This window comes from Allobosea sp. 2RAB26 (assembly GCF_052115465.1).
Lineage (GTDB): Bacteria > Pseudomonadota > Alphaproteobacteria > Rhizobiales > Beijerinckiaceae > Allobosea.
On sequence record NZ_JBFRGS010000003.1, the window covers coordinates 313,385 to 334,206 of the forward strand.

A 20,822-nucleotide genomic window follows, 5' to 3' on the forward strand; every position below is an offset into this window, starting at 1 on the left:
CAATGAAAACGGCCGCCCGATTGGGCGGCCGTTTTGCATTTCGGGGTGGTGGAGGGGCGCTTACTCGAAGCGCCCGCTCGCATGGGCCAGCATGGTGTAGACCTTGCCGGTCTCGGAGGTGAGGTAGGTCTTCGCCACCATCGAGTCACGGTCGTCCTTGGCCGCCTCGCCGAGCAGGCGCTCGAACTCGTCGATGTAGCGGTCGACCGTCTCCTTGAACTCCGCATCGCGGCGGTACTTCCGCCGGATCTCGTCGAAGGTCTGCTGACCCTGCAGGGTGTAGAGCCGGCGCGTGAAGACGTTGCGCTCGCCGCGCTTGTAGCGGTCCCAGAGCTCGACGGCCGCATCGTGGTCGATCATCCGGGCGATATCGACCGAGAGCGAATCGAGCTTCTCGATCGAGTGCGCAGTCGGCTTGCTCGGCTCCGCCTGCCGGTCCTCACGCGAGGCGCGGTTCAGCAGATCGGACAGCCAGCCGGACTTGGCCGGGGGCTGTTCCGGTGTGGCCTGACGGCGCGAAGCGTCCGGTGCGGGCGTCGGGCGAGCCGGGGCTGCCTTCGTATCGGCGCGCGGTTCCGGCTTGGCAGCCTCGGCTGTCGCATCGATCGAGGGCCGCAGCGGTTCGGCCAGGGTCGTCACGCGTGCCTGCGTGACGGAGGCGGAATAGGCCGGGGCTGCCGGCATGACCGCAGCCGGACGGCGAACCGGGGCTTCGGCAGGGCCGGCATTGCGGCCGGCGCGCGTCGCGATTTCGGTCAGCTCGTTGAGCGCCTTGATCTGCTCGGCAACCACACGGCGCATCTCAGCCGTCGATTCCTGCGTCTCCTTCGGCAGGTCGAGGACGCCGCGCTTCAGTTCGGAGCGTGTCGCCTCGAGCTCGCGCTGGATCTCGCTGGAGATCTTGCGCATGTCCTCGGCGGCGCCCTGGAAGCGTTCCGTGACCTTGGACAGCTCGTTGCCGAGTTCTCCGCTGACCTGCTCATAGGCCGAGCGCAGAGCGTGCGCAGTGCGTTCGCGCTCCTTGCCCGTGGTGGCACGGATCATCTCGAACTGCTGCATGATCGCGCCGGTCGTGGCTTCGGCCGACTCTGTCAGCACGCCGCCGATCTGGCGTGCGCGTGCTTCGGCGCTGCTCAGCGACTCGTCGATCAAGGCCGCGAAGGAGCGCGTGATCGTTTCGATGTCGTCGGTCTTGCCCGAGATCAGGCCATGCACTTCCTCGAGCGTGTCCTTGCGATCGGTGAGAGCCTTGCCGACACGCGCCTCGACCTGCTCGAGCCGCGAGGCAACAGCATGCAGCGCAGCCGTGCTTGCCTGGGTAACCTCGGAAAGCGAGGTGCCCTGGCCGTCGAGCTGGCCGACAAGCGCAGCGGTCTGGCGCAAGGTGCCTTCTGAAAAGGCCTTGAGCTCCTCGACCTGGGCCGCGACCTGTTCCGTCGCCCCCTTGGTCTCGTCCATGACGGTGGCGAGCACTGCCTGCAGGTCGCTGACGCGCTCCGACAGGCCGGCCTCGATCGCGCCGAGGTTCTTGTTCGCGCCGTTGACGATCTGCTGCATCAGCTTGTTGGCTTCGCCCAGGCGGCCAAGCATGCCGCCGAGCTCGCCGCGAAGCTGCTCGTTGGTGCTGACCAGGGCTTCGACCGACTGGCGCGTTCCGACCTCGAGCGTGTCGCGCAGCCCCGCCGACGAGGTGTCGAGCGCAGCCGTGATCTCGGTGCCGCGTTCGCGCAGGCCGGCGAGGATCGAAGAGCCGCGGCTCTCGATGGCGCTGACCACGGTTTCGCCGACCGACGCGACCTCGTTGGCGATTGCCTCGCCGCGCAGGCCGAGCGCCGCAACCATGCCGCCGCCCTTGTCGTCGAACAGGGCGCGCAGTTCGTCGGCGCGGGCCCCGAGCGAGACCGAGATCTCCTCGGACTTGTTGTGCAGCGTGTCGGCGATCTGCTGGCCGCGCGTGTCGAGCGTCCCGGAGACGGAGTCGAGACGGTTGACCACGCGCTCCTCGAAGCGCGCGACGCTCTGGTCGAGCGTATCGGCGATCTGCAACGCCCGCCCGCCAAGGGTGGCGTTGATGGTATCGGCCTTCTCGCTGAGCGTACGCGTGAGCGACTCGCTCTTCGAGGTGACGACATCCCCGATCTCGTCTGCCTTTGCCGCCAGGGCTCGGGTGACCTCCCGGCCGCCTTCGGCAAGCACGCGGGCGATGTCGACCGTGCGTTCGACCAGCGCCTCGTTGAGCGCGGTGGCCCGCGAGCCGAGATTGCCGTCGATGCGGGCAATGAGCCCGTCGAGGGAGGTGGCGATCTCGGCGCTCTTGGCGCCGGAACGCTCCTCGAACACCTTGATCTGCTCTTCCATGGCCGTCGCCGCTTCCTGGGTTCGGGCGGCGAGAATATCGGCGGCCTCTGCCGCGCGGGTGCCGATGCGGTCGGCCAGCGCCTGGCCGTCGCCGGTCAGCAGCCGCTCGGCCTCGTTCAGGCGCGCCGCCACGGATTCGGTGAATTCGCGCGTGTCCGTGCTGAGCTTGGTTGCAAGGGCTCCGCCCTGACGGACCACGATGTCTTCGAAAGCGTCGAGGCGGATGCCGAGCGCGGCTTCAACTTCGCGACCCTGCGTGTCGAACAGGCTCGTGAACGCGGCAAGGCGTTCGCCAAGGCCGCTCTCGATGTCGCGGCCCTGTGTGTCGAACAGCTGGGTGAAGGCGGCGAGGCGTTCGTCGAGGCCGCTTGCGATGCCGTGGCCATGCGTGTCGAACAGTTGGGTGAAGGCCGCGAGGCGTTCGTCGAGGCTGCTCGCGACGCCGTGACCATGGCTGTCGAACAGCTGGGTGAAGGCTGCGAGGCGTTCGTCGAGGCCGCTGGCGATGCCGTGCCCCTTGGTATCGAACAGCTGGGTGAAGGCGGCGAGGCGCTGGTCGAGGCCACTCGCGATGCCGTAGCCCCTGGTATCGAACAGCTGGTTGAAGGCGGCGAGGCGCTGGTCGAGACCGCTGGCGATGCCTTGGCCCTTGTTGTCGAACAGCTGGTTGAACGCTTCGAGGCGTTCGTCGAGGCCGCCGGCGATGCCTTGGCCCTTGCTGTCGAACAGCTGGTTGAACGCTTCGAGGCGTTCGTCGAGGCCGCTGGCGATACCGTGGCCCTTGCTGTCGAACAGCTGGTTGAACGCTTCGAGGCGTTCGTCGAGGCCATTCGCGATGCCGTGACCCTGCGTGTCGAACAGATGAGTGAAGGCAGCAAGGCGCTCGTTGAGGCCCGTCTCGATGCCACGGCCCTGCGTGTCGAACAGCTGGGTGAAGGCGGCGAGGCGTTCGTTAAGGCTGGTCTCGATGCCACGACCCTGCGTTTCAAACAGCTGGGTGAAGGCGACGAGACGCTCGCTGAGATTGGTCTCGATGCCGCGGCCCTGCGAGTCGAACAGATGCGTGAGTGCGGCGAGGCGCTCGTTGAGGCCGTGCTCGATGACGCGCCCTTGCGAGTCGAAGAGCTGGGACAGGGAGACAAGCCGCTCGTTGAGCGTGGCCTCGATACCCCGACCCTGGGTCTCGAACAGCTCGGAGAAGGCAGCGAGGCGCGCAGCCAGGGTGCCGTCGATCTGGCGGCCCTGCGTATCGAAGAGCTGGTTCAGCGCGTCGTGGCGGCTTGCCAGCGTCTCGTTCAGCGCCTGGGCACGGTTCTCGACCGAGCGCAGCATCGACTCGGCATTGGCGGCCAGGGCCTCGTTGACGCGTCCGCCCTGCTGGGTCAGCGCCAGCACGATTTCCCTGCCGGTGTCGGCAAGAAGCGTGCGCGCGTCTTCTGCATGCACGGTGAAGGTGGCGCGCAACCCCTGTGTCGCTTCGCTGACAGTTTCGGCGACATGGCGGCCATCGACATTGATGGTCTCGGTGAGGCTGCGAGTGGCGTCGGTCATGCGCCGTGCCAGATCCTCGCTCTGCTCGCCGAGCAGGGTGTGAACCTCGCGGCCGGTGCTGACGAGATCGCGGATCATCGTCTCGCGCTGCTCGCCGAGCAGGGCGCCGACCTCCTGGCTGGTTTCGCCGAGGCGGGCGATGAAGCCGGCCTGCTGCTGCTCAAGTGCGGAGCGGGCGCTCTCGACGCTTTCCGTCACGCGGGTCGCAAGCGCATCGCCTTGTTCGCCGAGCTTGAGGTGGAGGTTCTCTCCGGTCTCGGCAAGCTGGGTGATCAGTGCGCCACCGCGTTCGGCGAGCAGGTTGTGCACGGAGCGGCCGACATCGGCGACCCGCGTGACCAGCGCCTGGCTCTGGCCGCTGAGCAGATCCTGCATGTCGAGGCCGGCCTGCGAGACCTTCACCGTCATGCCGCCGGTCTGCTCTTCGAGCAGGGCGCTGACCTTGGTGCCGGTCTCGGACAGGCTGGTGATGAGAGAGCTGCGCTGTTCGCTGATCAGGCTGTGGACTTCCTGCCCGGCAAGGCCGAGGCGCGCGACCAGGTTGTCGCCTTCCTGACCGATCAGGTTCTGGACATCCTTGCCGCTGCGGCCGAGGCGGGCGACGAGCGCATCGCCCTGCTCGTTCAGGAGCTTGTGCACGTCCTCGCCGGTCTGGCCGAGGCGGGCGGCCAGCGTTTCGCCATGGCGGTCGAGCAGGGATTCGACATCCTTCCCGGCGCCGGAGACGCGGCTGGTGAGCTTCTCGGCCTGCTGATCGAGCAGGGTATGCACGATCTCGCCGGTCTCGGAGAGGCGGGTCACGAGGCTGCCGCCCTGCTCGGTGAAGAGCCCATGCAGGCTGGTGCCGACATCGGTGATCCGGGTCGTCAGTTCGTCGCCCTGGCGGCCGACCGTATCCCCCAGCGATTTGCTCGCCTCGTCGAAACGCAGCACGATGGCGTCGCCGCGTTCGCGCAGCACGTCCTCGACGGTGCGGGCCGTCTCGGTGAGGCGGCTGACCAGCGTCTCGCCCTGGCTGTCGATCAGCCCGTGCACGTTGTTGCCGACTTCAAGCAGGCGCGAAGCCATGCTCTCATGCTGCCGGCTGAGCAGGCTGTGGACGCCGCGGCCGACCTCGGCGAGGCGCGTGGTGACGCTTTCGCCTTCGCTCGAGAGCGAGCTGCGCAGGGTCTCTCCGGTCTCCGCGATACGCTGGGTCAGCGTCTCGCTCTGGCCCTCGATCAGGCCGACCAGCGTGCGGCCGCTCTGCTCGAAGCGCTCGGCGACGGTGGTGCCCCGCTCCGAGATCTCCTGGGCCAGGCTTTCGCCCGTCTGCCTCAGGGTCTCGTTGACGGTCTCGACCCGCGCCGTCAGCGTCTCGACGACCTGCGAGCCGGTCTCGCTGATCGCCTTGGTGACGTCGCGGGCGCCCGAGGTTAGGCCCTCTGTCAGAACCTGGCCGGTACGCTCCAGCGAGGAGGCAATTTCCTGGGCGCGCCCGTCGAGCATCGTCGACAGGTTGTCGCTGGCGCCGGACAGCCGCTCGCTGACCTCGCCTGAAGTGATCTGCAGGCGTTCGACCAGTTCGTGGCTGCGGCCGCTGATCTCGTCGATCATGCGCTCGCCGGCGCGGCCGAGGGCGACCGTGATCTGGTCGCCCTTCTCGCCGAGCGAGCCGGTGACGCGGTCGCCGGCCTGAGAGACGGCTTCGGCAATGCTGCGGCTGGCGCTCTCCAGATCCTTGGAGAGGGACTCATGGGCGCCGCTGATCGCAAATTTCACGCGCTCGGCATTGCCCACGACGGATTCGCGCTGGGTGACGAGCTCGTCGATAAGTGCGCGCAGCCGGATTTCGTTATCCGCATAGGCGCGCTCGAGCGTGGCGATCTCGCCGCGCACGATCGTCTCCAGTTCGCCGGCGCGTGCGACGGCGCGCTCGATGCCGTCGCCCATGGCAGCGACTTCGCGACGGATCGTCTGGCTCAACGAGAGAACGGAATCGGCGCCGACCACTTCCGGCTCGGCCAGGCGCAACGCGACCTCAGTCATCGCCCGCGAGACGAGGCGCATCTCCTGGGTGCGGCGGTACAGTGCTGCGAGCACGAAGAAGAAGACGATGGGGGTGCCGATCGCCAATGCGAGCATGGCCCATTCGCCAGGGCCGAAGCCGGCGAGGCCTTCCGGCACGCCGCCGCTGAACGACCCGAAGCGGCCGACGAGCACGAAGGCGACGCCGGCGAGCCAGAGCAGCGAGGCAAAGCCCGCGAACCAGGAGGGGCGGCGCGAGGGGCGGACCGAGAAAGCCTGGACGAGGGAACTGGAATCGCGGCGGTCGTCATTGGCGACGCGGCTGGTATCGGGCGCGATCGCCGGGCGTGGGGCCGCTGCCTGCGGTGCGGGGGCGGGTTCCGGCGGCCTGGGCGCGGGCTCGACGCGAGGCAGGTCGAGCTTGAGATCGCCTTCAGTGGCCGAAGGCAGCTTCGGTTCGGATGGGTGGGGCTCCGCACCGAGGGGCTTCGACTGGTCGAGCCGCAGGGCCTCCTCGATCGCGGACATCGCCGCTTCTGTCGGGTCCTGGAGCTTGTTCTGTCGGGTCATGATTGCCGCCTCGCAACGCTACTTCGATGGGTCGACATCGCCGCGACCCTCGCGCTGCCGGGCGCCGCCTCTGGCGACCGACATCAGGAGGGACAATGCGCCCATCATTTACCAGTTGGAAGGGTAGTGGAGGCTCTATGCGATTGGAACCCATTTGAGGCCCCGATTCACAAACGTCGTTAACGCCTCGTTCACCATGTTGGGGCTTGTTTGAGCATGGGAGCCGCCAAGTCGGCTCGTACAAAATGCGTGTTTCCGAGTGCTCCAATGCCCCAAAAAGCCATTGATCTTGCTCACCTCGCCCGCCAGACCGGCGGCGATCACGACCTCGAGCGCGAGCTGCTGACGCTCTTCGCGCAGCAATGCATCAGCCATTTGCGGACGATCCATTCCGGCAGCGACATCAAGGCCAGAATGGACGCGGCGCACACCCTGAAGGGAGCGGCCAGCGCGATCGGAGCCTGGTCGGTTGCCGAAGCCGCCGATGCCATGGAACGCCAACTGGCTGGCGATGATCCGGCGCGCAGGGACAATGCGATGGATGCCCTGGCCCTGGCCGCGGCCGAGGCACGCGCTGCGATTTCCACGATCGATTGCGCCGCCTGAGGGGCGGTCAGGCGGTCAACGCTCTTTCCACAATGCCTGGAAATGCTCTAAGCGGTGCCGGCGTTGGCCCCGCCGGAGTTTATGATGCCGAAGATCACTTTCATCGATGCCCAGGGAGAAAGCCGTACCGTTGAGGCCGAGACCGGCTCGACGGTCATGGAAACGGCCGTGCGCAACGGGATTCCCGGCATTGAAGCCGAATGCGGCGGTGCCTGCGCCTGCGCGACCTGCCACGTCTATGTCGACGATGCCTGGGCCGAGAAGACCGGCCATGCCGAGTCCATGGAAGAGGATATGCTCGACTTCGCGTTCGACGTGCGCCCGACCTCGCGGCTCTCGTGCCAGATCAGGGTTCGCGACGAACTCGACGGTCTCGTCGTGCGCACGCCGGCCCGTCAGGGCTGAGCAGTCGGGCCTAGGGCGGTCTTACTCGGCCGCAGCCGGCACGACTGACGCCAGCATTGTCTCGCGCCCGGGTACGGGATGGCGCGGGACCAGGAAAGCCAGCGTCAGCGAGACGGTGGCGACCGCCGCGCCGATGTAGAAGACGATCGCAGGGTCGCGGATCCAGAGCAGTCCGAAGGTCACGGGCAGGAAGACTGCGGCGATGTGGTTGATCGTGAAGGCCACTGCAGAGGTCGGGGCGATATCGGCCGGGTCCGCGATCTTCTGGAAATAGGTCCTTTGCGCCAGGACGAGCGTGAAGAAGACCCCGTCGACGATGAAGAGTGCCCCGGCGACGAAGACGCCCCAGCCGGCGAAATGCCCGTGGCTTGCCAGCGCATAGCCGACGAAGACGGCGATCAGAGAGATGTTCTCGAGCTGGATCGTCGCACGTTCGCCGACACGCCCGACGAGATGGCCGAGCATCGGCCCCACGAAGGTGTTGATGCCGTAGGTCGCAAGCAGAAGCGTAGCCGTCGCTGCGACATCGTAGCCGAAACGCTCGACCAGCAGGAAGCCGCCAAAGGCCATGAAGATCTGCCGGCGCGCGCCCGACATGAAAGTCAGGGCATAATAGAGCCAGTAGCGCTTGCGCAGGACGAAGCCCTTGTTCTGCGGCACGGCACCCTGGAAGCGTGGAAACAGCAGCCAGGTGGCGCCGGTCAGGCAGATGGTGAGCAGGCCCGCCACCACAAAGATGATCGTGTAACCCGGCTGGAACAGCCGCCAGATCAGCGCGATCGAGCCGAAGGCAAGCAGCTGTGCGGCGGCCGAGGCGCCTGCGATCTTGCCGAGAAGCCTTGGGGCCTCCGCCTTGGGCAGCAATTGCAGCTGCAGGGATTGCTGCGCGGTCTCGTAGTAATGGAAGCCGAGCGACATGATCGTGGTGGTGATCAGGAGCCCGCCGAGACTGGGATAGAAGCCGGTGATCGCAACCCCGAAGCCGAGCGTGAGCAGGCTGAGATAGGCGAGGATCTGCTCGCGCATGAACCAGAACAGGATGATCGCCGTGAAGGCGAGGAAGCCTGGAATCTCGCGGACGGATTGCAGGATGCCGATATCCTGCCCGGTGAAGCCGGCGGCTTCCTTGGCGAAATTGTTGAGCAGCGCGCTCCAGCTTGCAAAGCCGAGCCAGTTGACGAAGGCCAGCACCATCAGGAAGGCGGCAGGCGAGTGCAGCAGCCCGCGTGGCGGGCGTGAGGCGGGCTGGGCGTCGGTCATCGGATTACCGGACAGGAGGAACGGCCATCGGCGCCGCCACGGACTTCACAAGACTGCTTCCGTGCGGCGATACTCTTAGGCGAGGCCCGGGCTGCGTCAATTCCGCCCTATCATGGCAACCATGCGGAACGCTGCGCGTGCCTGGATGTGGTATCGTAGGGCGGCGGCTGCGGAATCTGGCGATGCCGAAAATCGGGGGGATGCGATGTACAGATCGATTCTGGTTCCCGTTGATCTTGCCGAGGTTGACTTCGCGGCGCTCGCCATTAACGCGGCGGTGTCCTTCGCCGAAGCGTCAGGCGGAACCATAAGGCTGGTCTATGTCCGGTCGCTCGTGCCGATCACCTACATGGAGTTCGTGCCGGCTGATTTCGACACCGAACAACAGAGCGAGGCGGAGGCCAAGCTCGCCGATATCGCGGCGGGCATTCCGTTGCCGCCGGATCGTGTTTCCGCAAAGGTGCTGGTCGGCTCGATCCATGGAGAGGTGCTGGCGGAAGCTGATGCGAGCGGCGCCGATCTGATCGTGATCGGCTCACATGAGCCCGGCATGCTCGCCTATGTCATCGGCTCCAATGCATCGGCCATCGTGCGCCGCGCGAAGTGCTCGGTGCTGGTCGTGCGCAGCGGCTGAGGCGGCCGGAAAGCGGCCTGTCAGCCTGCCGAGGCGCGCGGCACCAGGTCGTCCGGTACTTCGCCTGTCTGCAGCTCGCGGGGGCGGTTGAGCTTGACCATCGGCCCGACCTGCCAGAGCGAGGCGAGGGCAAGCAGGATACCCAGCCATCCCGCCGAGCTGGAGCCCTGCAGGAAGGCGCGCAGCGTGAACATGATCAACATGAGCAGGGACAGGCCGCTGACCACGGTCAGCAGCAGCCAGTTCCAGTTCGGCTTGCCGGCGAGAAAACGGGCGCGCGGATTGGCCCTGACGATTGCGGCCGACAGCGCTTCGACAAAGGCACGATAGCCGGCATCGTCACGCTCCATGTCGGTGAGCGAGCGCCAGGACAGGTTGCCGAAGGTGATGCTCTTGCCGTCGCTCAGCCTGAGCTGCGTCTTGAATCCCTTCGAGGAGATATTGCTCGGCGCATAGACGAAGCGAACCTGCTCGACCGCCGAGAGCCTGACCTGATCGACCTTGCGTGTGCTGTCGATCTCGAGCGTATCGCCCTTCAGGCGGTACGTGATTTCGAAGCCGACCGGCTTGGGACGCTGGCGCCAGGACGGCGGGAGCGCATCATCGTCATCTTGCATGGCGGCAGCCATAGCGGCTCCCCGCGGACTTGTCAGCGGCCCAGTACCTTCATGGCGCCGTCCAGCCCGTCCAGTGTCAGCGGAAACATGCGCCCGCCCATCAGCCCGCCGATCTGACGGATCGACTGGGTATAGCTCCAGAGGTGCTGCTGGACCGGGTTGAGCCAGACCGATTTCGGGAAATGACCGGCCAGGCGCTGCATCCAGACCTCGCCCGCTTCCTCGTTCCAGTGCTCGACCGAGCCCCCGGGCATTGCAACCTCATAGGGACTCATCGAGGCGTCGCCGACGAAGACGATGCGATAGTCGGCCGAATAGGTCCGCAGGATGTCCCATGTCGATATGACCTGATCGTGCCGGCGCCTGTTCTCGCGCCAGACCCGTTCGTAGGGGCAGTTGTGAAAGTAGAAATGCTCGAAATGCTTGAACTCGGCCCGCGCCGCCGAGAACAGCTCCTCCGCCAGTTCGATATGCCAGTCCATCGAGCCGCCCACATCGAGGAATAGCAGCACCTTGACCGCGTTGCGGCGCTCGGGCCGCAACTGCACGTCGAGATAGCCGTGCTTTGCCGTTTCCGAGATGGTGTTGTCGAGGTCGAGTTCTTCAGCCGCTCCCGTGCGGGCAAAGCGGCGCAGCCGCCGCAATGCGACGCGCAGGTTGCGCACGCCGAGTTCGCGCGTGTCGTCGAAATCCTTGAACTCGCGCTTGTCCCAGACCTTGATCGCCCGGAAGTTGCGGTTGCTGTCCTGGCCGATGCGGACGCCCTCGGGATTATAGCCATAGGCGCCATAGGGCGAGGTTCCTGCAGTGCCGATCCATTTCGAACCGCCCTGATGCCGGCCCTGCTGCTCGGCGAGCCGCTGCTTCAGCGTCTCCCAGAGCTTGTCCCAGCCCATTGCCGCGATCTCGCGCTTTTCATCGTCGGTCAGGAATTTCTCGGCGAGCTTGCGCAGCCATTCCTCGGGAATGCCGGCCTGTTCGATCGCCTGCTGCAGGGTCTCCATGCCCTTGAATACCTGGGCGAAGACCTGATCGAATTTGTCGAGATGGCGCTCGTCCTTCACCAGGCAGGTGCGAGCGAGATAATAGAATTCGTCGACGCGGTGCTCGGCGAGATCGGCTTCCACGCCTTCGAGCAAGGCCAGGTACTCCCGCAGCGTGACGGGAACCTTGGCGGCGCGCAGATCGGTGAACAGACGGAGGAACATCGCCCCACTGTGCGGATGGCCGCGGCGGGGTCAAGCAGCACCGGCCCGAAGGCCAGGTGCTGCTTTAAAATATGATCGGCTTACGCCACCGCGTCGGCGAGGTCCTTGGTGACCTTGAACTTGACGACGGTCTTGGCGGGAACCTGGATCATGGCGCCGGTCGAGGGGTTGCGGGCCTCGCGGGCTTCGCGCTTGGCCGCCGACAGCTTGCCGACGCCGCCGAGCGTAACATCGTCGCCGGACTTCAGCGTCTTGGCGACGACGGCTGCGAGCGAGCCGAGGATGGCGGACACGTCGGTCTTGGTCTTGCCGGTTTCGTCGGCAATGGCGGCGATCAGTTCGTTCTTGGTCATGAAACTCTCCTGAAGAACGGTGTTGCTTAGTCGTCGCTGGGGAGGACGCTAATTCCTGCTGCCGTCGCGAATCGCGCGACGACTGGATGTCCGCCCTATGCGAAACTGCCACTTGGCACGGTTGACGTCCAAAAACACGGCATTGGGGCTAGATACGCACAGCATTTCGCTTCGTTCCCGCCTCTGGAGTGCAAAAAATCAGCGGGGCGGCCACCAGGACAGGGGTCATTGACAAATCTTACCCTGTTATTTCAAGTTTAAAATAATGAACACTGATGCGGGGGGACGCATGAAGGTTGTTATCGTCGGAGGCGGAATCGGCGGCCTGACGCTCGCATTGATGCTGCACGCGCGCGGCATCGCCGCCACCGTCTACGAGCAGTCGAGTGATATCCGCGAGGTCGGCGTCGGCATCAACACCTTGCCGCATGCGATCGGCGAACTGGACGAGCTCGGCCTGCTGCCGGCGCTTGATGCCGTCGCGATCCGGACGCGCGAACTCATCTACATGAACCGCTTTGGCCAGACCGTCTGGCGCGAGCCGCGTGGCCTCCATGCGGGGGCGCCGGTGCCGCAGTTCTCGATCCATCGCGGCCGCCTGCAGGGGGTGATCTGCGCGGCTGTGCGCGAGCGCCTGGGGGAGGGCGCTCTGCGAACCGGGCGCCGGCTGCAGGGTTTCGTCCAGGACGAGGGCGGAGTGACAGCCCATTTTACCGATGCGCGGCGCGGCGAGGCCGGCGAGACGGCGCGTGCCGACGTGCTGATCGCGGCCGATGGCATCCACTCCAGCGTGCGCGGACATTATTTCCCCAACCAGGGGGCGCCGCGCTGGAATGGCGTGCAGATGTGGCGCGGGGCTTGTGACTGGCCGGCCTTCCTCGACGGCGAGAGCATGATCATCGCCGGCGGCATGGCCGGAAAACTGGTGCTGTATCCGATCGCCGTGGGCAGCAAGCCCGGCACGCGGCTGACCAACTGGGTCGTCAATATCCGGACGGGGGATCCGGCGAAGCCACCTCCGAAGGAGGCCTGGTCGAAACCGGGCAGGCTTGAGGATGTGCTGCCCTATGCCCGCCGCTTCTCGATTCCCGGCGTCGACATCCTTGCGCTGATCCAGGCCTCGCCCGGATTCTGGGATTACCCGATGTGCGACCGCGATCCGCTGCCGCGCTGGACCCATGGCCGCGTCACGCTGCTCGGCGATGCCGCTCATCCGATGTACCCGGTCGGCTCGAACGGGGCCTCGCAGGCGATCCTTGATGCGCGCGCGCTTGCCGATGCGCTGGTCCGCAGCGAGCATCCGCGTCAGGCGCTGGCGGCCTATGAGGCTGTGCGCCTGCCGGCAACGGCGCAGGTCGTGGCCTTGAACCGGGTTGGCGGCCCCGAACGTGTGATCGATGCCGTCGAGGCGCTCGCGCCGAATGGTTTCGACGATGTCGAACGGGTCATGAGTTACGCAAGGCGTGAGGCCATCGTGAAATCCTATGCCGGCAAGGCCGGCTTTGCGCCGGAGCAGCTGACCCGGCGCTGAGGGGCGATCAGCCGGCTTCGGTCAGTTGCTGAATGCGCGCCTTCAGCTGCGCATTGCTCTGCTCGCATTGCTTCAAGCGCCGGGCGTGGTCGAGAGGCACGATTTCGGCGGTTGAGGCAGGCCGCCCGTCCAGGGCGATCCCGACGCGCTCGCCATCGCGCCACCGAAAGCGTGCGCCGTAGACGTGTCGCTTATGCTCGATCTCAAGCTCGAATGCTGCCGGCAAGGCAACGGCATCGGAGATGAGCACCATGGCGCCAACGTCCGAAAGGTTGCGCACCACGCAGTCGAGCGTGGATTGGCGGTTGTTGAAGACGATGCGCGCGCCCAGCAGGGTGCGCTGCCGTGGAACTTCACGGCGTTCGGTCGTCATGATGCCGCCCCCTCCAAACTTCCGCCGCAGGCATTCTGCCTACCGCTACGTAAGAGGGACAATTGCCACTTTAGCGCGAGTCGCGCAGCCTTAACCTTGCATTAACCTTAACGGCTGTTCAGCAGATTCCTCTGGGCACGGCTCGGCACGCGTTGTCCTTCCAGCACGCTGCATGTCGGATCGTGGCGGATGCTCGAACGCGGAGGGCAGGGGGCCGCGAAAATCAATCGTCGTCATCGTCGTCTTCGCGATAGCGGCGATATCCCCGGTAGCGCGGATAGTCGTCATCATCGTCAAGCCGACGGCGCCCGAAGCGATAGTCCTCGCCATAGGGGCCAAGCCGCCCACGCGGGCGGCTGCTCGGATAGCAGCCGCGATAGTCGCAGGTGCTTTCGGTGTAGACGCCGCTGCGCGGATTGATGCAGCGGAATTCATTGCAGCGCATCTGGGCCCGCGTGAGCGGCAGGCCCGCTTCGCCAGGCGCCGGGAGCGGCATCGCTGCCGCGTTGCCCGCCGCGAACGCGGCGAGCAAGCCAAGGGAAAGCGTCGCCTTCCTCATGTTTCATCCTCCATCATTGCTCGGCAGACTAGTGCCGGCAGATGAACGCAGGATGCACGGGCGCGGTTTCCGCGCGGGCCGGTTTCTTCCCCGCCGCGGGGTTTGTCACGCCCCGTCTGGAGGCGGCGGCAGGAAGTCGATCTCGTATTTGGCGGCGAGCGCGACGACCTCCGCGGGGTTCTGCTCCGGCATCGAATGGATCGCCCAGAACAGGTCGTAGAGCCGGCCGGTGGGGGCGACCCAGAACAGGCATTTGGCCGGGCTGTCGCTCTTGTTGAAGATGCCGTGCGGAACGTTGCGCGGCAGGCGGATCAGGTCGCCGGGCAAGGCATGCGCTTCCTCTCCGTCGAGAACGAGGTCAAGCCGGCCTTCGAGCAGATAGATGAACTCGTCCTGCGTCGGGTGGACATGCGGCGGCACGAAGGTCCCGGGCGGGAAGGTCGCATGCCAGGAGAAACTATCCTCGCTCAGCGTCTTCGGGACATAGGTCTGGCCGAGAATATTCCATGAGATGGCATCGATGCCCTGATTGGCCCTCGTCACGCCGGCTGTCAGTGGCTTCATCGGTCTCTCCTTCTCTAAAGATGCAGAAAGCGATCTTTCACAGCACTGTCGCTGCGCAAGTCGTCGCTCGATCCGCGCCAGACGACGCGGCCCTTTTCCAGGACGATATGCCGGTCGGCGATCCTGGCCAGCGCATCGACATTCTTGTCGATGACCAGGATCGATTCGCCATCAGCCTTCAGCGCGGCAAGGCAGGACCAGATCTCCTGGCGGATGATCGGCGCCAGCCCTTCCGTCGCCTCGTCGAGAATGACCAGCTTGGGGTTGGTCATCAGGGCCCGGCCGATCGCCAGCATCTGCTGCTCGCCGCCGGAAAGCTGGTTGCCGCGATTGGTTCGCCTCTCCTTGAGGCGCGGCAGGAACGTGTAGATGCGCTCGACATCCCAGCGCGGCTTGCCGAAGCGGCTGGCTGCCGTGGCGATCAGATTTTCTTCCACGCTGAGCGTCGGAAAGATCTGGCGGCCTTCAGGCACCAGCCCGATTCCGGCCTGCGCGATCCGGAAGGGTGGAGCGCCGGTCAGGTCGCGGCCGGAGACGCTGATGCGGCCGGCCTTCGCCGGAATCAGGCCCATGATGGCGCGGATCGTCGTGGTCTTGCCCATGCCGTTGCGGCCGAGCAAGGTCACCACCTCGCCCTCGGCGATCGCGAGATCAACGCCGAACAGGATCTGCGCTTCGCCATAGCCGGCATCCAGAGCTTCGACGACGAGCATGCCTAGCCCTCCTCGCCGAGATAGGCTTCGCGCACGGTCGGGTCGGCACGGACGGCGGCCGGTTCACCAGAGGCGATGACCCGGCCATAGACCAGCACGCTGACCCTGTCCGCGAGCGCGAACACCGCCTCCATGTCGTGTTCGACCAGCAGCATGGCGTAGCGACCCTTGAGGCTCTTCAGCAGCGCGATCAGGCGTGCGCCTTCCTCGTGCCCGACACCGGCCAGCGGCTCGTCGAGCAGAATCGCGGCGGGCTCGAGGGTCAGTGCCATCGCAATCTCGAGCGCGCGTTTCTCGCCATGCGAGAGCCGGCCGGCCGGCACATGGGCGCGCTCGCCGAGACCGACCGCTTCGATTGCCGCCCAGGCGGGACCGTTCAGGCGCTCGTCGCGGGCGGCGTTGCGGAACAGCGCCAGCGGATGCGTCGCCCGCGCCTGCACGCTGAGAGCCACATTCTCCAGCACCGAGAGCGAAGCGATGGTCGAGGTGATCTGGAAGGTGCGCGCGAGCCCGGCGCGCGCGCGCTTCTCCGGCGATAGTCCGGTGATGTCGGCGCCGCGAAAGCGAATGCTGCCGGCATCCGGGCGCAGCATGCCGGAGATCTGGTGCACGAGCGTGGTCTTGCCGGCGCCGTTCGGGCCGATCAGGGCATGCAATTCGCCGGGAGCGACGGAGAAGCTGACGCCATCGGTCACCTTCAGCGCACCGAAGGACTTGCGAACGCCATCGAGGGCGAGGACGGGCTCAGCCATCGCTGCGTCCCCGTATCCTTGCGAGGATGCCGACGATGCCGCCGCGTGTGAACAGCACGAAGAGAACGATGAGAGGCCCGAAGATCGCCTTCCAGTGTTCGGTGATCCCGGCGAGCACATCCTCGGCGAAGAGAAAGGCAAGCGCGCCGATGATCGCGCCATGCAGGGAGCCGACACCGCCGAGCACGACCATGAAGATCAGTTCGCCCGAGCGCTGCCAGGACATGAAGGCGGGGCTGACGAATTCCGTCTGGTTGGCGAGGAAGAAGCCGGACAGGCCCGCGATCATGCCGCTGATGACATAGGCGATCAGGCGCACGCGTCCGACATCGTAGCCGGTCACGGTCACGCGCGTCGCGTTCTCGCGCGCCGCGCGCAGCACGCGGCCGAAGCGGGAGGCGACGATGATGCGGACCAGCCCGTAGCAGCCGATGAGTGCGCCCAGCACGATGTAGAAGAAGCCGGTCCGGCTTGCCGCGATGTCGAGGCCGGCGATCGTGCTGCGGGCATAGAGCGTCAGGCCATCGTCGCCGCCATAGGCCGAGAGCGCCTGCGCCAGGAAGAACACCATTTGCCCGAAGGCCAGCGTGATCATGATGAAGGCGACGCCGCGCGTGCGCAGCGAGACCGCGCCCGTGACCGCCGCGAAGATGGCGCAGACGACGAGGAGCACGGGCAGGATCAGCAGGGTTTCGGTGCGACCCTCGGTGATCATGATGCCGGTCACATAGGCGCCGATGCCGATGAAGGCGGCATGCCCGAAGGAGACCAGCCCGCCGACACCGAGGATGAGGTCGAGCGACAGGGCCGCGATCGCGAAGATCATCGCCCGCGTCAGCAATGACAGCCAATGCGCTGGGACGCCGAGCGAGACGGCGACCGGGGCAAGCGCGAGCGCCGCGAAGAGCACCAGCGCCAGGACGGAGCGCGATCTCGGCCGGGATGGGATGGACCCGGCTGCGCCGGCGATGGTGGGCGCCGCGCTCATGTCCGGCCCTTGGCGGGCAACAGGCCTTCGGGACGCACGAACAGGACGATGGCCATCACCAGGTAGATCAGCATCGAGGAGAGAGCGGCTCCCGTCGCACGGGCCGAGGGGGCGCTCATGAACAGGCGCAGCAGGTCATTCATGAAGGAGCGCCCGAGCGTGTCGACCAGTCCGACGATCAGCGCACCGACGAAGGCGCCGCGGATCGAGCCGATGCCGCCAACGACGATGACGACGAAGGCGAGGATCAGCACCGTGTCGCCCATGCCGGGCTCGACCGAGAGGATCGGCGCCGCCATCGCGCCGGCAAATCCGGCCAGCATGGTTCCGAAGGCGAAGACGACCATGAAGAGCTTGCGGATATCGACACCGAGTGCCGAAACCATTGGCGCGTTCGAGGCCCCGGCCCGCAACAGCATGCCGGTACGCGTCCGCTCGACGATGAACCAGAGCAATCCGCCGACCGCGAGCCCGGCGCCGATCAGGGCGAAGCGATAGGTCGGATAGAGAATGCCGTCCATCAAGCGCACAGAGCCCGAGAGGAATTCCGGGACCGGGACGGAGAGAGGCGCCGCACCCCAGACGATCTTGACGCCCTGGTTCAGGAGCAGGATGAGCCCGAAGGTCGCGAGAACCTGGTCGAGATGGTCGCGTTCATAGAGATGGCGGAAGACCAGGAATTCGAGGGCTAGCCCGATGACGAGCGCAGCCGCCAGGGCGAGCAGCAGCCCCAGCACGAAGCTTCCGGTCAGCCCGACGAAGGTCACGGCGAGATAGGCCCCCAGCATGTACTGCACGCCATGGGCCAGGTTGATGAAATCCATGACGCCGAAGACCAGCGTCAGCCCCGCTGCCACCAGGAACAGCAGGATGCCGAGCTGCAACCCGTTCAGGATCTGGACGATGAGGAGACTGGTGGTCATCAGCTCGATATTCGTTGGCCGGCGCGGGGCGCCCCTTGATCACGCTGCGTTTGGACAAAGTCGTCCAACGCAGAAAACGCGATCGATTCTCATAATTTAGAGCATGCCGAATGCGAAAACCGTCGCAACTTTTCGCAGCATGCTAGGCGGGCGCAGCGAGACGCAAGTCAGGCATGGGCGGGCGTCCGTCCCCGGAAAGGGCAGGGGCGGCGGCGAGGGTGAGGATGTCGCCAAGGGGAGCTGATGTCCTGCTCCGATGACAGGCGGCTGCTCTCCGGCACCCTGCCATCATCCAAGCTCTTCTCTCCTCCCAGAGAGACGAAGGGACATGAGCTCCCCCGGGCAGTCTCCTCACTTCAGCGCGCAATCCTTCGCATGCGGGTCGGCATAGTCCGAGAACACCTTCTGCGCGATCTCGGTCTGGAACTTGCCGTCGGCGCGCTTGGCGACCTTGACCAGATAGAAGTCCTGGATCGGGTAGCCATTGCTGTTGAACTTGAAGTTGCCGCGCAGGGACTTGAAGTCGGCCTTCCGGATCGCGGCCCGCAGCTTGTCCTTGTCGGCCGTGCCGCCGGCACCCTTGACCGCGGAGTCGATCAGCAGGGCGGCATCGTAAGCCTGCATGGCGTAGGAGCCAGGGACGATCTTGTAGGCAGCCTCGTAATCCGCGACGAACTTCTTGTTCTGCGGATTGTCCATATTGGGGGCCCAGGTCATGCCGCCGAAGAGGCCGACCGCAGCGTCCTGCTGTGCGGGCAGGGTCGACTCATCGACCGTGAAGGCGGAGAGGAACGGGATCTTGCCCTGCAGGCCGGCCTGCGACCACTGCTTGACCAGATTGACGCCGAGGCCGCCCGGCATGAAGGCAAAGACGACGTCGGGCTTGGCCGAGGCGATCTTGGCGAGCTCTGCCGAGAAATCGAGCTGGTTCAACGGGACATAGACCTCGTCGACGACCTCGCCCTTGAAGTAGTTCTTGAAGCCGGCGAGCGAGTCCTTACCCGCCTGGTAGTTCGGCGCCATGATGTAGGCGCGCTTGAAGCCCTGGTCCTGAGCGTATTTGCCGAGCACCTCGTGGACCTGGTCGTTCTGGTACGAGGTCACGAAGAAGTTCTGGTGGCAGGCCTTGCCTGCAAGCGTCGAAGGGCCGGCATTCGGGCTGATCAGCACCGCGCCGGAGTCCAGAACCGGCTTGGCGATGGCGCCGAGAATGTTCGAGAAGACCGGTCCGACGACGAAATCGACCTTGCCGCCCTCGACGAAGCCGCGAACCTTGCCGACCGCGACATCGGGCTTGAGCTCGTCATCGATCACCGTGATCTGCACCGGCCGTCCGCCGAGCTTGCCGCCCATCTGGTCGACTGCGAGCTGGAAGCCGTCGCGCAATTGCTGGCCAAGAGCCGCCTGCGGGCCGGAAAGAACGCTGACGACGCCGATCTTGATCGGCTCCTGGGCCTGTGCGCCGGCAACACCCAGCGCGACGAGCGCCGTGCCGATAGACAATGCGAGTTTGAGCTTCATGTCCGATGTCCTCCCGGGACCTGCAAGGAGCCTACTGGCCGGCGGAGATCCCCATCCCCTTCCGGCTCGTATGTTCCTCATTTTGTTTCAAGCTTAAAATATCTGCAAGAGGCTTTGATGCTGAATCGTTCGGGGCGTCATGCCGCCTCCGTCATTCCCGTCAGCCGAAGTCTCGATCCGGCTGCGGGGATGACGTCAGGATAGGTTGGCCTGCGCGCTCAGGCCTGAACGCCGTCGACGTACCAGTCCATCTTCGCCAGCATCTCGTCGGGGGCGGTCTCGCCGGCCTTGAGGCGCAGCACGCCCTTCTGGTCCTTGAGCTCGCCGGTGAAGGGGTGGAGCGTGCCGGCAACGATGCCCTTCTGGACTTCTTCCGCGCCTGCGCGTGCGGCCGGCGTCATCGCGGGATTGAACGGGGCGAGCTTGACGAAGCCGTCCTTGATCCCGCCCCAGACGTCGCCCGACTTCCAGCTGCCGTCCATGACCTCCTTGACGCGCTTGATGTAGTAGCCCGACCAGTCGTCGACGATCGCCGAGAGATGCGCCTTGGGCGCGAAGGCGCTCATGTCGGACGCCTGGCCGAAGGCGAAGACGCCGCGCTGCTCGGCCGCCTGCAGGGCGGCGGGGCTGTCGGTATGCTGGGTGATCACATCGGCGCCCTGGTCGATCAGCGCCTTGGCGGCGTCGGCTTCCTTGGCCGGGTCGTACCAGGTCGAGGCCCAGATGACCTTGGTCTTGAAGTTCGGGTTGACCTTGCGGGCGGCGAGCGTGAAGGCGTTGATGCCCATCACGACCTCTGGAATCGGGAAGGAGGCGATGTAGCCGGCCTGGCCGCTCTTCGACATGTGGCCTGCAATCGTGCCGATCACGGCGCGGCCCTCATAGAAGCGGGCATTGTAGGTCGCGACGTTCTCGGCGCGCTGATAGCCGGTGGCGTGCTCGAATTTCAGCTTCGGGAACTGCTTTGCGACCTGGATGGTCGGGTTCATGAAACCGAAGGAGGTCGCGAAGATCAGCTGGTTGCCGGCCTGCGCCAGCTGGCGCAACGCGCGCGCCGCATCCGGCCCCTCGGCGACGTTCTCGATGAAGCTGGTCTTGATCTTGTCGCCATACTGCTTCTCGAGCGCCTTGCGGCCCTGATCATGCGTCCAGCTCCAGCCGTGATCGCCGATCGGACCGACATAGATGAAGCCGACACCCAGTGGCGCCTGCGCGAAGGCGCTGCGGCCGAGCAGGGGCAGGGCGGACGCCGCGGCGCCGCCGGCTACGAGCGTGCGGCGGGTGATGATGGATGACATGGTTGTTCTCCCCACGGGGTTGGCGGCGCCG

General features: G+C 65.8%; 17 protein-coding genes and 1 pseudogene. 4 read left to right on the forward strand and 14 right to left on the reverse strand.

Features of this window, described 5'->3' with window-relative positions:
• Window positions 1-60: 60 nt before the first annotated feature.
• The gene (locus tag AB4118_RS07195; RefSeq protein ID WP_441489094.1) at window positions 61-6,486 is read right to left on the reverse strand and encodes an apolipoprotein A-IV repeat region-like domain-containing protein; all 6,426 of its coding nucleotides are present in this window, start codon (window positions 6,484-6,486) and stop codon (window positions 61-63) included.
• A 267-nt stretch (window positions 6,487-6,753) separates the two neighbouring features.
• Between AB4118_RS07195 and AB4118_RS07200 the strand changes: the two genes are divergently transcribed.
• The gene (locus tag AB4118_RS07200; protein WP_441489095.1) at window positions 6,754-7,092 is read left to right on the forward strand and encodes an Hpt domain-containing protein; all 339 of its coding nucleotides are present in this window, start codon (window positions 6,754-6,756) and stop codon (window positions 7,090-7,092) included.
• A gap of 84 nt (window positions 7,093-7,176) precedes the next feature.
• Window positions 7,177-7,497 (forward strand): 2Fe-2S iron-sulfur cluster-binding protein, encoded by a 321-nt coding sequence (locus tag AB4118_RS07205; RefSeq protein ID WP_069882120.1) that lies wholly within the window; start codon window positions 7,177-7,179, stop codon window positions 7,495-7,497.
• Between the two features lie 21 nt (window positions 7,498-7,518).
• Here the strand turns inward: AB4118_RS07205 and AB4118_RS07210 are convergent, their stop codons facing one another.
• Window positions 7,519-8,757 (reverse strand): MFS transporter, encoded by a 1,239-nt coding sequence (locus AB4118_RS07210; protein WP_441489096.1) that lies wholly within the window; start codon window positions 8,755-8,757, stop codon window positions 7,519-7,521.
• 205 nt (window positions 8,758-8,962) lie between these two features.
• On the opposite strand from AB4118_RS07210, the gene AB4118_RS07215 reads away from it, so the two are divergent.
• A complete protein-coding gene (locus AB4118_RS07215; RefSeq protein WP_069877316.1) occupies window positions 8,963-9,391 on the forward strand; it encodes a universal stress protein in 429 nt (142 codons plus the stop codon).
• A gap of 20 nt (window positions 9,392-9,411) precedes the next feature.
• Here the strand turns inward: AB4118_RS07215 and AB4118_RS07220 are convergent, their stop codons facing one another.
• From AB4118_RS07220 to AB4118_RS07230, 3 genes and pseudogenes are all read right to left on the reverse strand, one after another.
• Window positions 9,412-10,008, reverse strand: a complete 597-nt coding sequence (locus AB4118_RS07220) for a hypothetical protein (RefSeq protein WP_441489097.1) — start codon at window positions 10,006-10,008, stop codon at window positions 9,412-9,414.
• Between the two features lie 32 nt (window positions 10,009-10,040).
• Entirely contained in the window at window positions 10,041-11,216 is a 1,176-nt protein-coding gene (locus AB4118_RS07225) for a vWA domain-containing protein (protein ID WP_441489098.1), read from the reverse strand.
• An 80-nt stretch (window positions 11,217-11,296) separates the two neighbouring features.
• Window positions 11,297-11,581 (reverse strand): annotated as a pseudogene (locus tag AB4118_RS07230) (HU family DNA-binding protein); the annotation flags it as partial.
• A gap of 277 nt (window positions 11,582-11,858) precedes the next feature.
• On the opposite strand from AB4118_RS07230, the gene AB4118_RS07235 reads away from it, so the two are divergent.
• A complete protein-coding gene (locus AB4118_RS07235; RefSeq protein ID WP_441489099.1) occupies window positions 11,859-13,100 on the forward strand; it encodes a flavin-dependent oxidoreductase in 1,242 nt (413 codons plus the stop codon).
• A gap of 7 nt (window positions 13,101-13,107) precedes the next feature.
• Here AB4118_RS07235 and AB4118_RS07240 read toward each other — a convergent pair whose 3' ends face one another.
• From AB4118_RS07240 to AB4118_RS07280, 9 genes are all read right to left on the reverse strand, one after another.
• The gene (locus tag AB4118_RS07240; protein WP_441489100.1) at window positions 13,108-13,473 is read right to left on the reverse strand and encodes a PilZ domain-containing protein; all 366 of its coding nucleotides are present in this window, start codon (window positions 13,471-13,473) and stop codon (window positions 13,108-13,110) included.
• A 223-nt stretch (window positions 13,474-13,696) separates the two neighbouring features.
• On the reverse strand, window positions 13,697-14,032 hold the full coding sequence (locus AB4118_RS07245; protein WP_441489101.1) for a hypothetical protein: 336 nt from the start codon (window positions 14,030-14,032) through the stop codon (window positions 13,697-13,699).
• 105 nt (window positions 14,033-14,137) lie between these two features.
• Window positions 14,138-14,596 carry a cupin domain-containing protein gene (locus AB4118_RS07250; protein WP_069877310.1) on the reverse strand — a complete coding sequence of 153 codons (459 nt, stop codon included), beginning with the start codon at window positions 14,594-14,596 and terminating at the stop codon, window positions 14,138-14,140.
• Window positions 14,597-14,610: 14 nt separating this feature from the next.
• Window positions 14,611-15,309, reverse strand: coding sequence for an ABC transporter ATP-binding protein (locus tag AB4118_RS07255; protein ID WP_441489102.1), 699 nt, complete (start codon window positions 15,307-15,309; stop codon window positions 14,611-14,613).
• 2 nt (window positions 15,310-15,311) lie between these two features.
• Entirely contained in the window at window positions 15,312-16,061 is a 750-nt protein-coding gene (locus AB4118_RS07260) for an ABC transporter ATP-binding protein (protein WP_441489103.1), read from the reverse strand.
• Window positions 16,054-17,049: a branched-chain amino acid ABC transporter permease gene (locus tag AB4118_RS07265; protein WP_441489104.1), complete on the reverse strand. Its 996-nt coding sequence runs from the start codon at window positions 17,047-17,049 to the stop codon at window positions 16,054-16,056. Before AB4118_RS07265 ends, AB4118_RS07260 begins: the two co-directional genes overlap by 8 nt.
• Window positions 17,046-17,972, reverse strand: coding sequence for a branched-chain amino acid ABC transporter permease (locus AB4118_RS07270; RefSeq protein WP_069882119.1), 927 nt, complete (start codon window positions 17,970-17,972; stop codon window positions 17,046-17,048). Before AB4118_RS07270 ends, AB4118_RS07265 begins: the two co-directional genes overlap by 4 nt.
• 351 nt (window positions 17,973-18,323) lie before the next feature.
• Entirely contained in the window at window positions 18,324-19,493 is a 1,170-nt protein-coding gene (locus tag AB4118_RS07275; RefSeq protein ID WP_113515589.1) for an ABC transporter substrate-binding protein, read from the reverse strand.
• A gap of 218 nt (window positions 19,494-19,711) precedes the next feature.
• Window positions 19,712-20,791, reverse strand: coding sequence for a BMP family ABC transporter substrate-binding protein (locus AB4118_RS07280; RefSeq protein WP_441489105.1), 1,080 nt, complete (start codon window positions 20,789-20,791; stop codon window positions 19,712-19,714).
• Window positions 20,792-20,822: the final 31 nt, after the last annotated feature.

What these genes read in the sequence shown, in the direction of transcription:
- AB4118_RS07195 (WP_441489094.1), bottom strand. Translation starts at nt 6,486, where the DNA reads ATGACCCGACAGAACAAGCTCCAGGACCCGACAGAAGCGGCGATGTCC.
- AB4118_RS07200 (WP_441489095.1), top strand. Translation starts at nt 6,754, where the DNA reads ATGCCCCAAAAAGCCATTGATCTTGCTCACCTCGCCCGCCAGACCGGC.
- AB4118_RS07205 (WP_069882120.1), top strand. Translation starts at nt 7,177, where the DNA reads ATGCCGAAGATCACTTTCATCGATGCCCAGGGAGAAAGCCGTACCGTT.
- AB4118_RS07210 (WP_441489096.1), bottom strand. Translation starts at nt 8,757, where the DNA reads ATGACCGACGCCCAGCCCGCCTCACGCCCGCCACGCGGGCTGCTGCAC.
- AB4118_RS07215 (WP_069877316.1), top strand. Translation starts at nt 8,963, where the DNA reads ATGTACAGATCGATTCTGGTTCCCGTTGATCTTGCCGAGGTTGACTTC.
- AB4118_RS07220 (WP_441489097.1), bottom strand. Translation starts at nt 10,008, where the DNA reads ATGCAAGATGACGATGATGCGCTCCCGCCGTCCTGGCGCCAGCGTCCC.
- AB4118_RS07225 (WP_441489098.1), bottom strand. Translation starts at nt 11,216, where the DNA reads ATGTTCCTCCGTCTGTTCACCGATCTGCGCGCCGCCAAGGTTCCCGTC.
- AB4118_RS07235 (WP_441489099.1), top strand. Translation starts at nt 11,859, where the DNA reads ATGAAGGTTGTTATCGTCGGAGGCGGAATCGGCGGCCTGACGCTCGCA.
- AB4118_RS07240 (WP_441489100.1), bottom strand. Translation starts at nt 13,473, where the DNA reads ATGACGACCGAACGCCGTGAAGTTCCACGGCAGCGCACCCTGCTGGGC.
- AB4118_RS07245 (WP_441489101.1), bottom strand. Translation starts at nt 14,032, where the DNA reads ATGAGGAAGGCGACGCTTTCCCTTGGCTTGCTCGCCGCGTTCGCGGCG.
- AB4118_RS07250 (WP_069877310.1), bottom strand. Translation starts at nt 14,596, where the DNA reads ATGAAGCCACTGACAGCCGGCGTGACGAGGGCCAATCAGGGCATCGAT.
- AB4118_RS07255 (WP_441489102.1), bottom strand. Translation starts at nt 15,309, where the DNA reads ATGCTCGTCGTCGAAGCTCTGGATGCCGGCTATGGCGAAGCGCAGATC.
- AB4118_RS07260 (WP_441489103.1), bottom strand. Translation starts at nt 16,061, where the DNA reads ATGGCTGAGCCCGTCCTCGCCCTCGATGGCGTTCGCAAGTCCTTCGGT.
- AB4118_RS07265 (WP_441489104.1), bottom strand. Translation starts at nt 17,049, where the DNA reads ATGAGCGCGGCGCCCACCATCGCCGGCGCAGCCGGGTCCATCCCATCC.
- AB4118_RS07270 (WP_069882119.1), bottom strand. Translation starts at nt 17,972, where the DNA reads ATGACCACCAGTCTCCTCATCGTCCAGATCCTGAACGGGTTGCAGCTC.
- AB4118_RS07275 (WP_113515589.1), bottom strand. Translation starts at nt 19,493, where the DNA reads ATGAAGCTCAAACTCGCATTGTCTATCGGCACGGCGCTCGTCGCGCTG.
- AB4118_RS07280 (WP_441489105.1), bottom strand. Translation starts at nt 20,791, where the DNA reads ATGTCATCCATCATCACCCGCCGCACGCTCGTAGCCGGCGGCGCCGCG.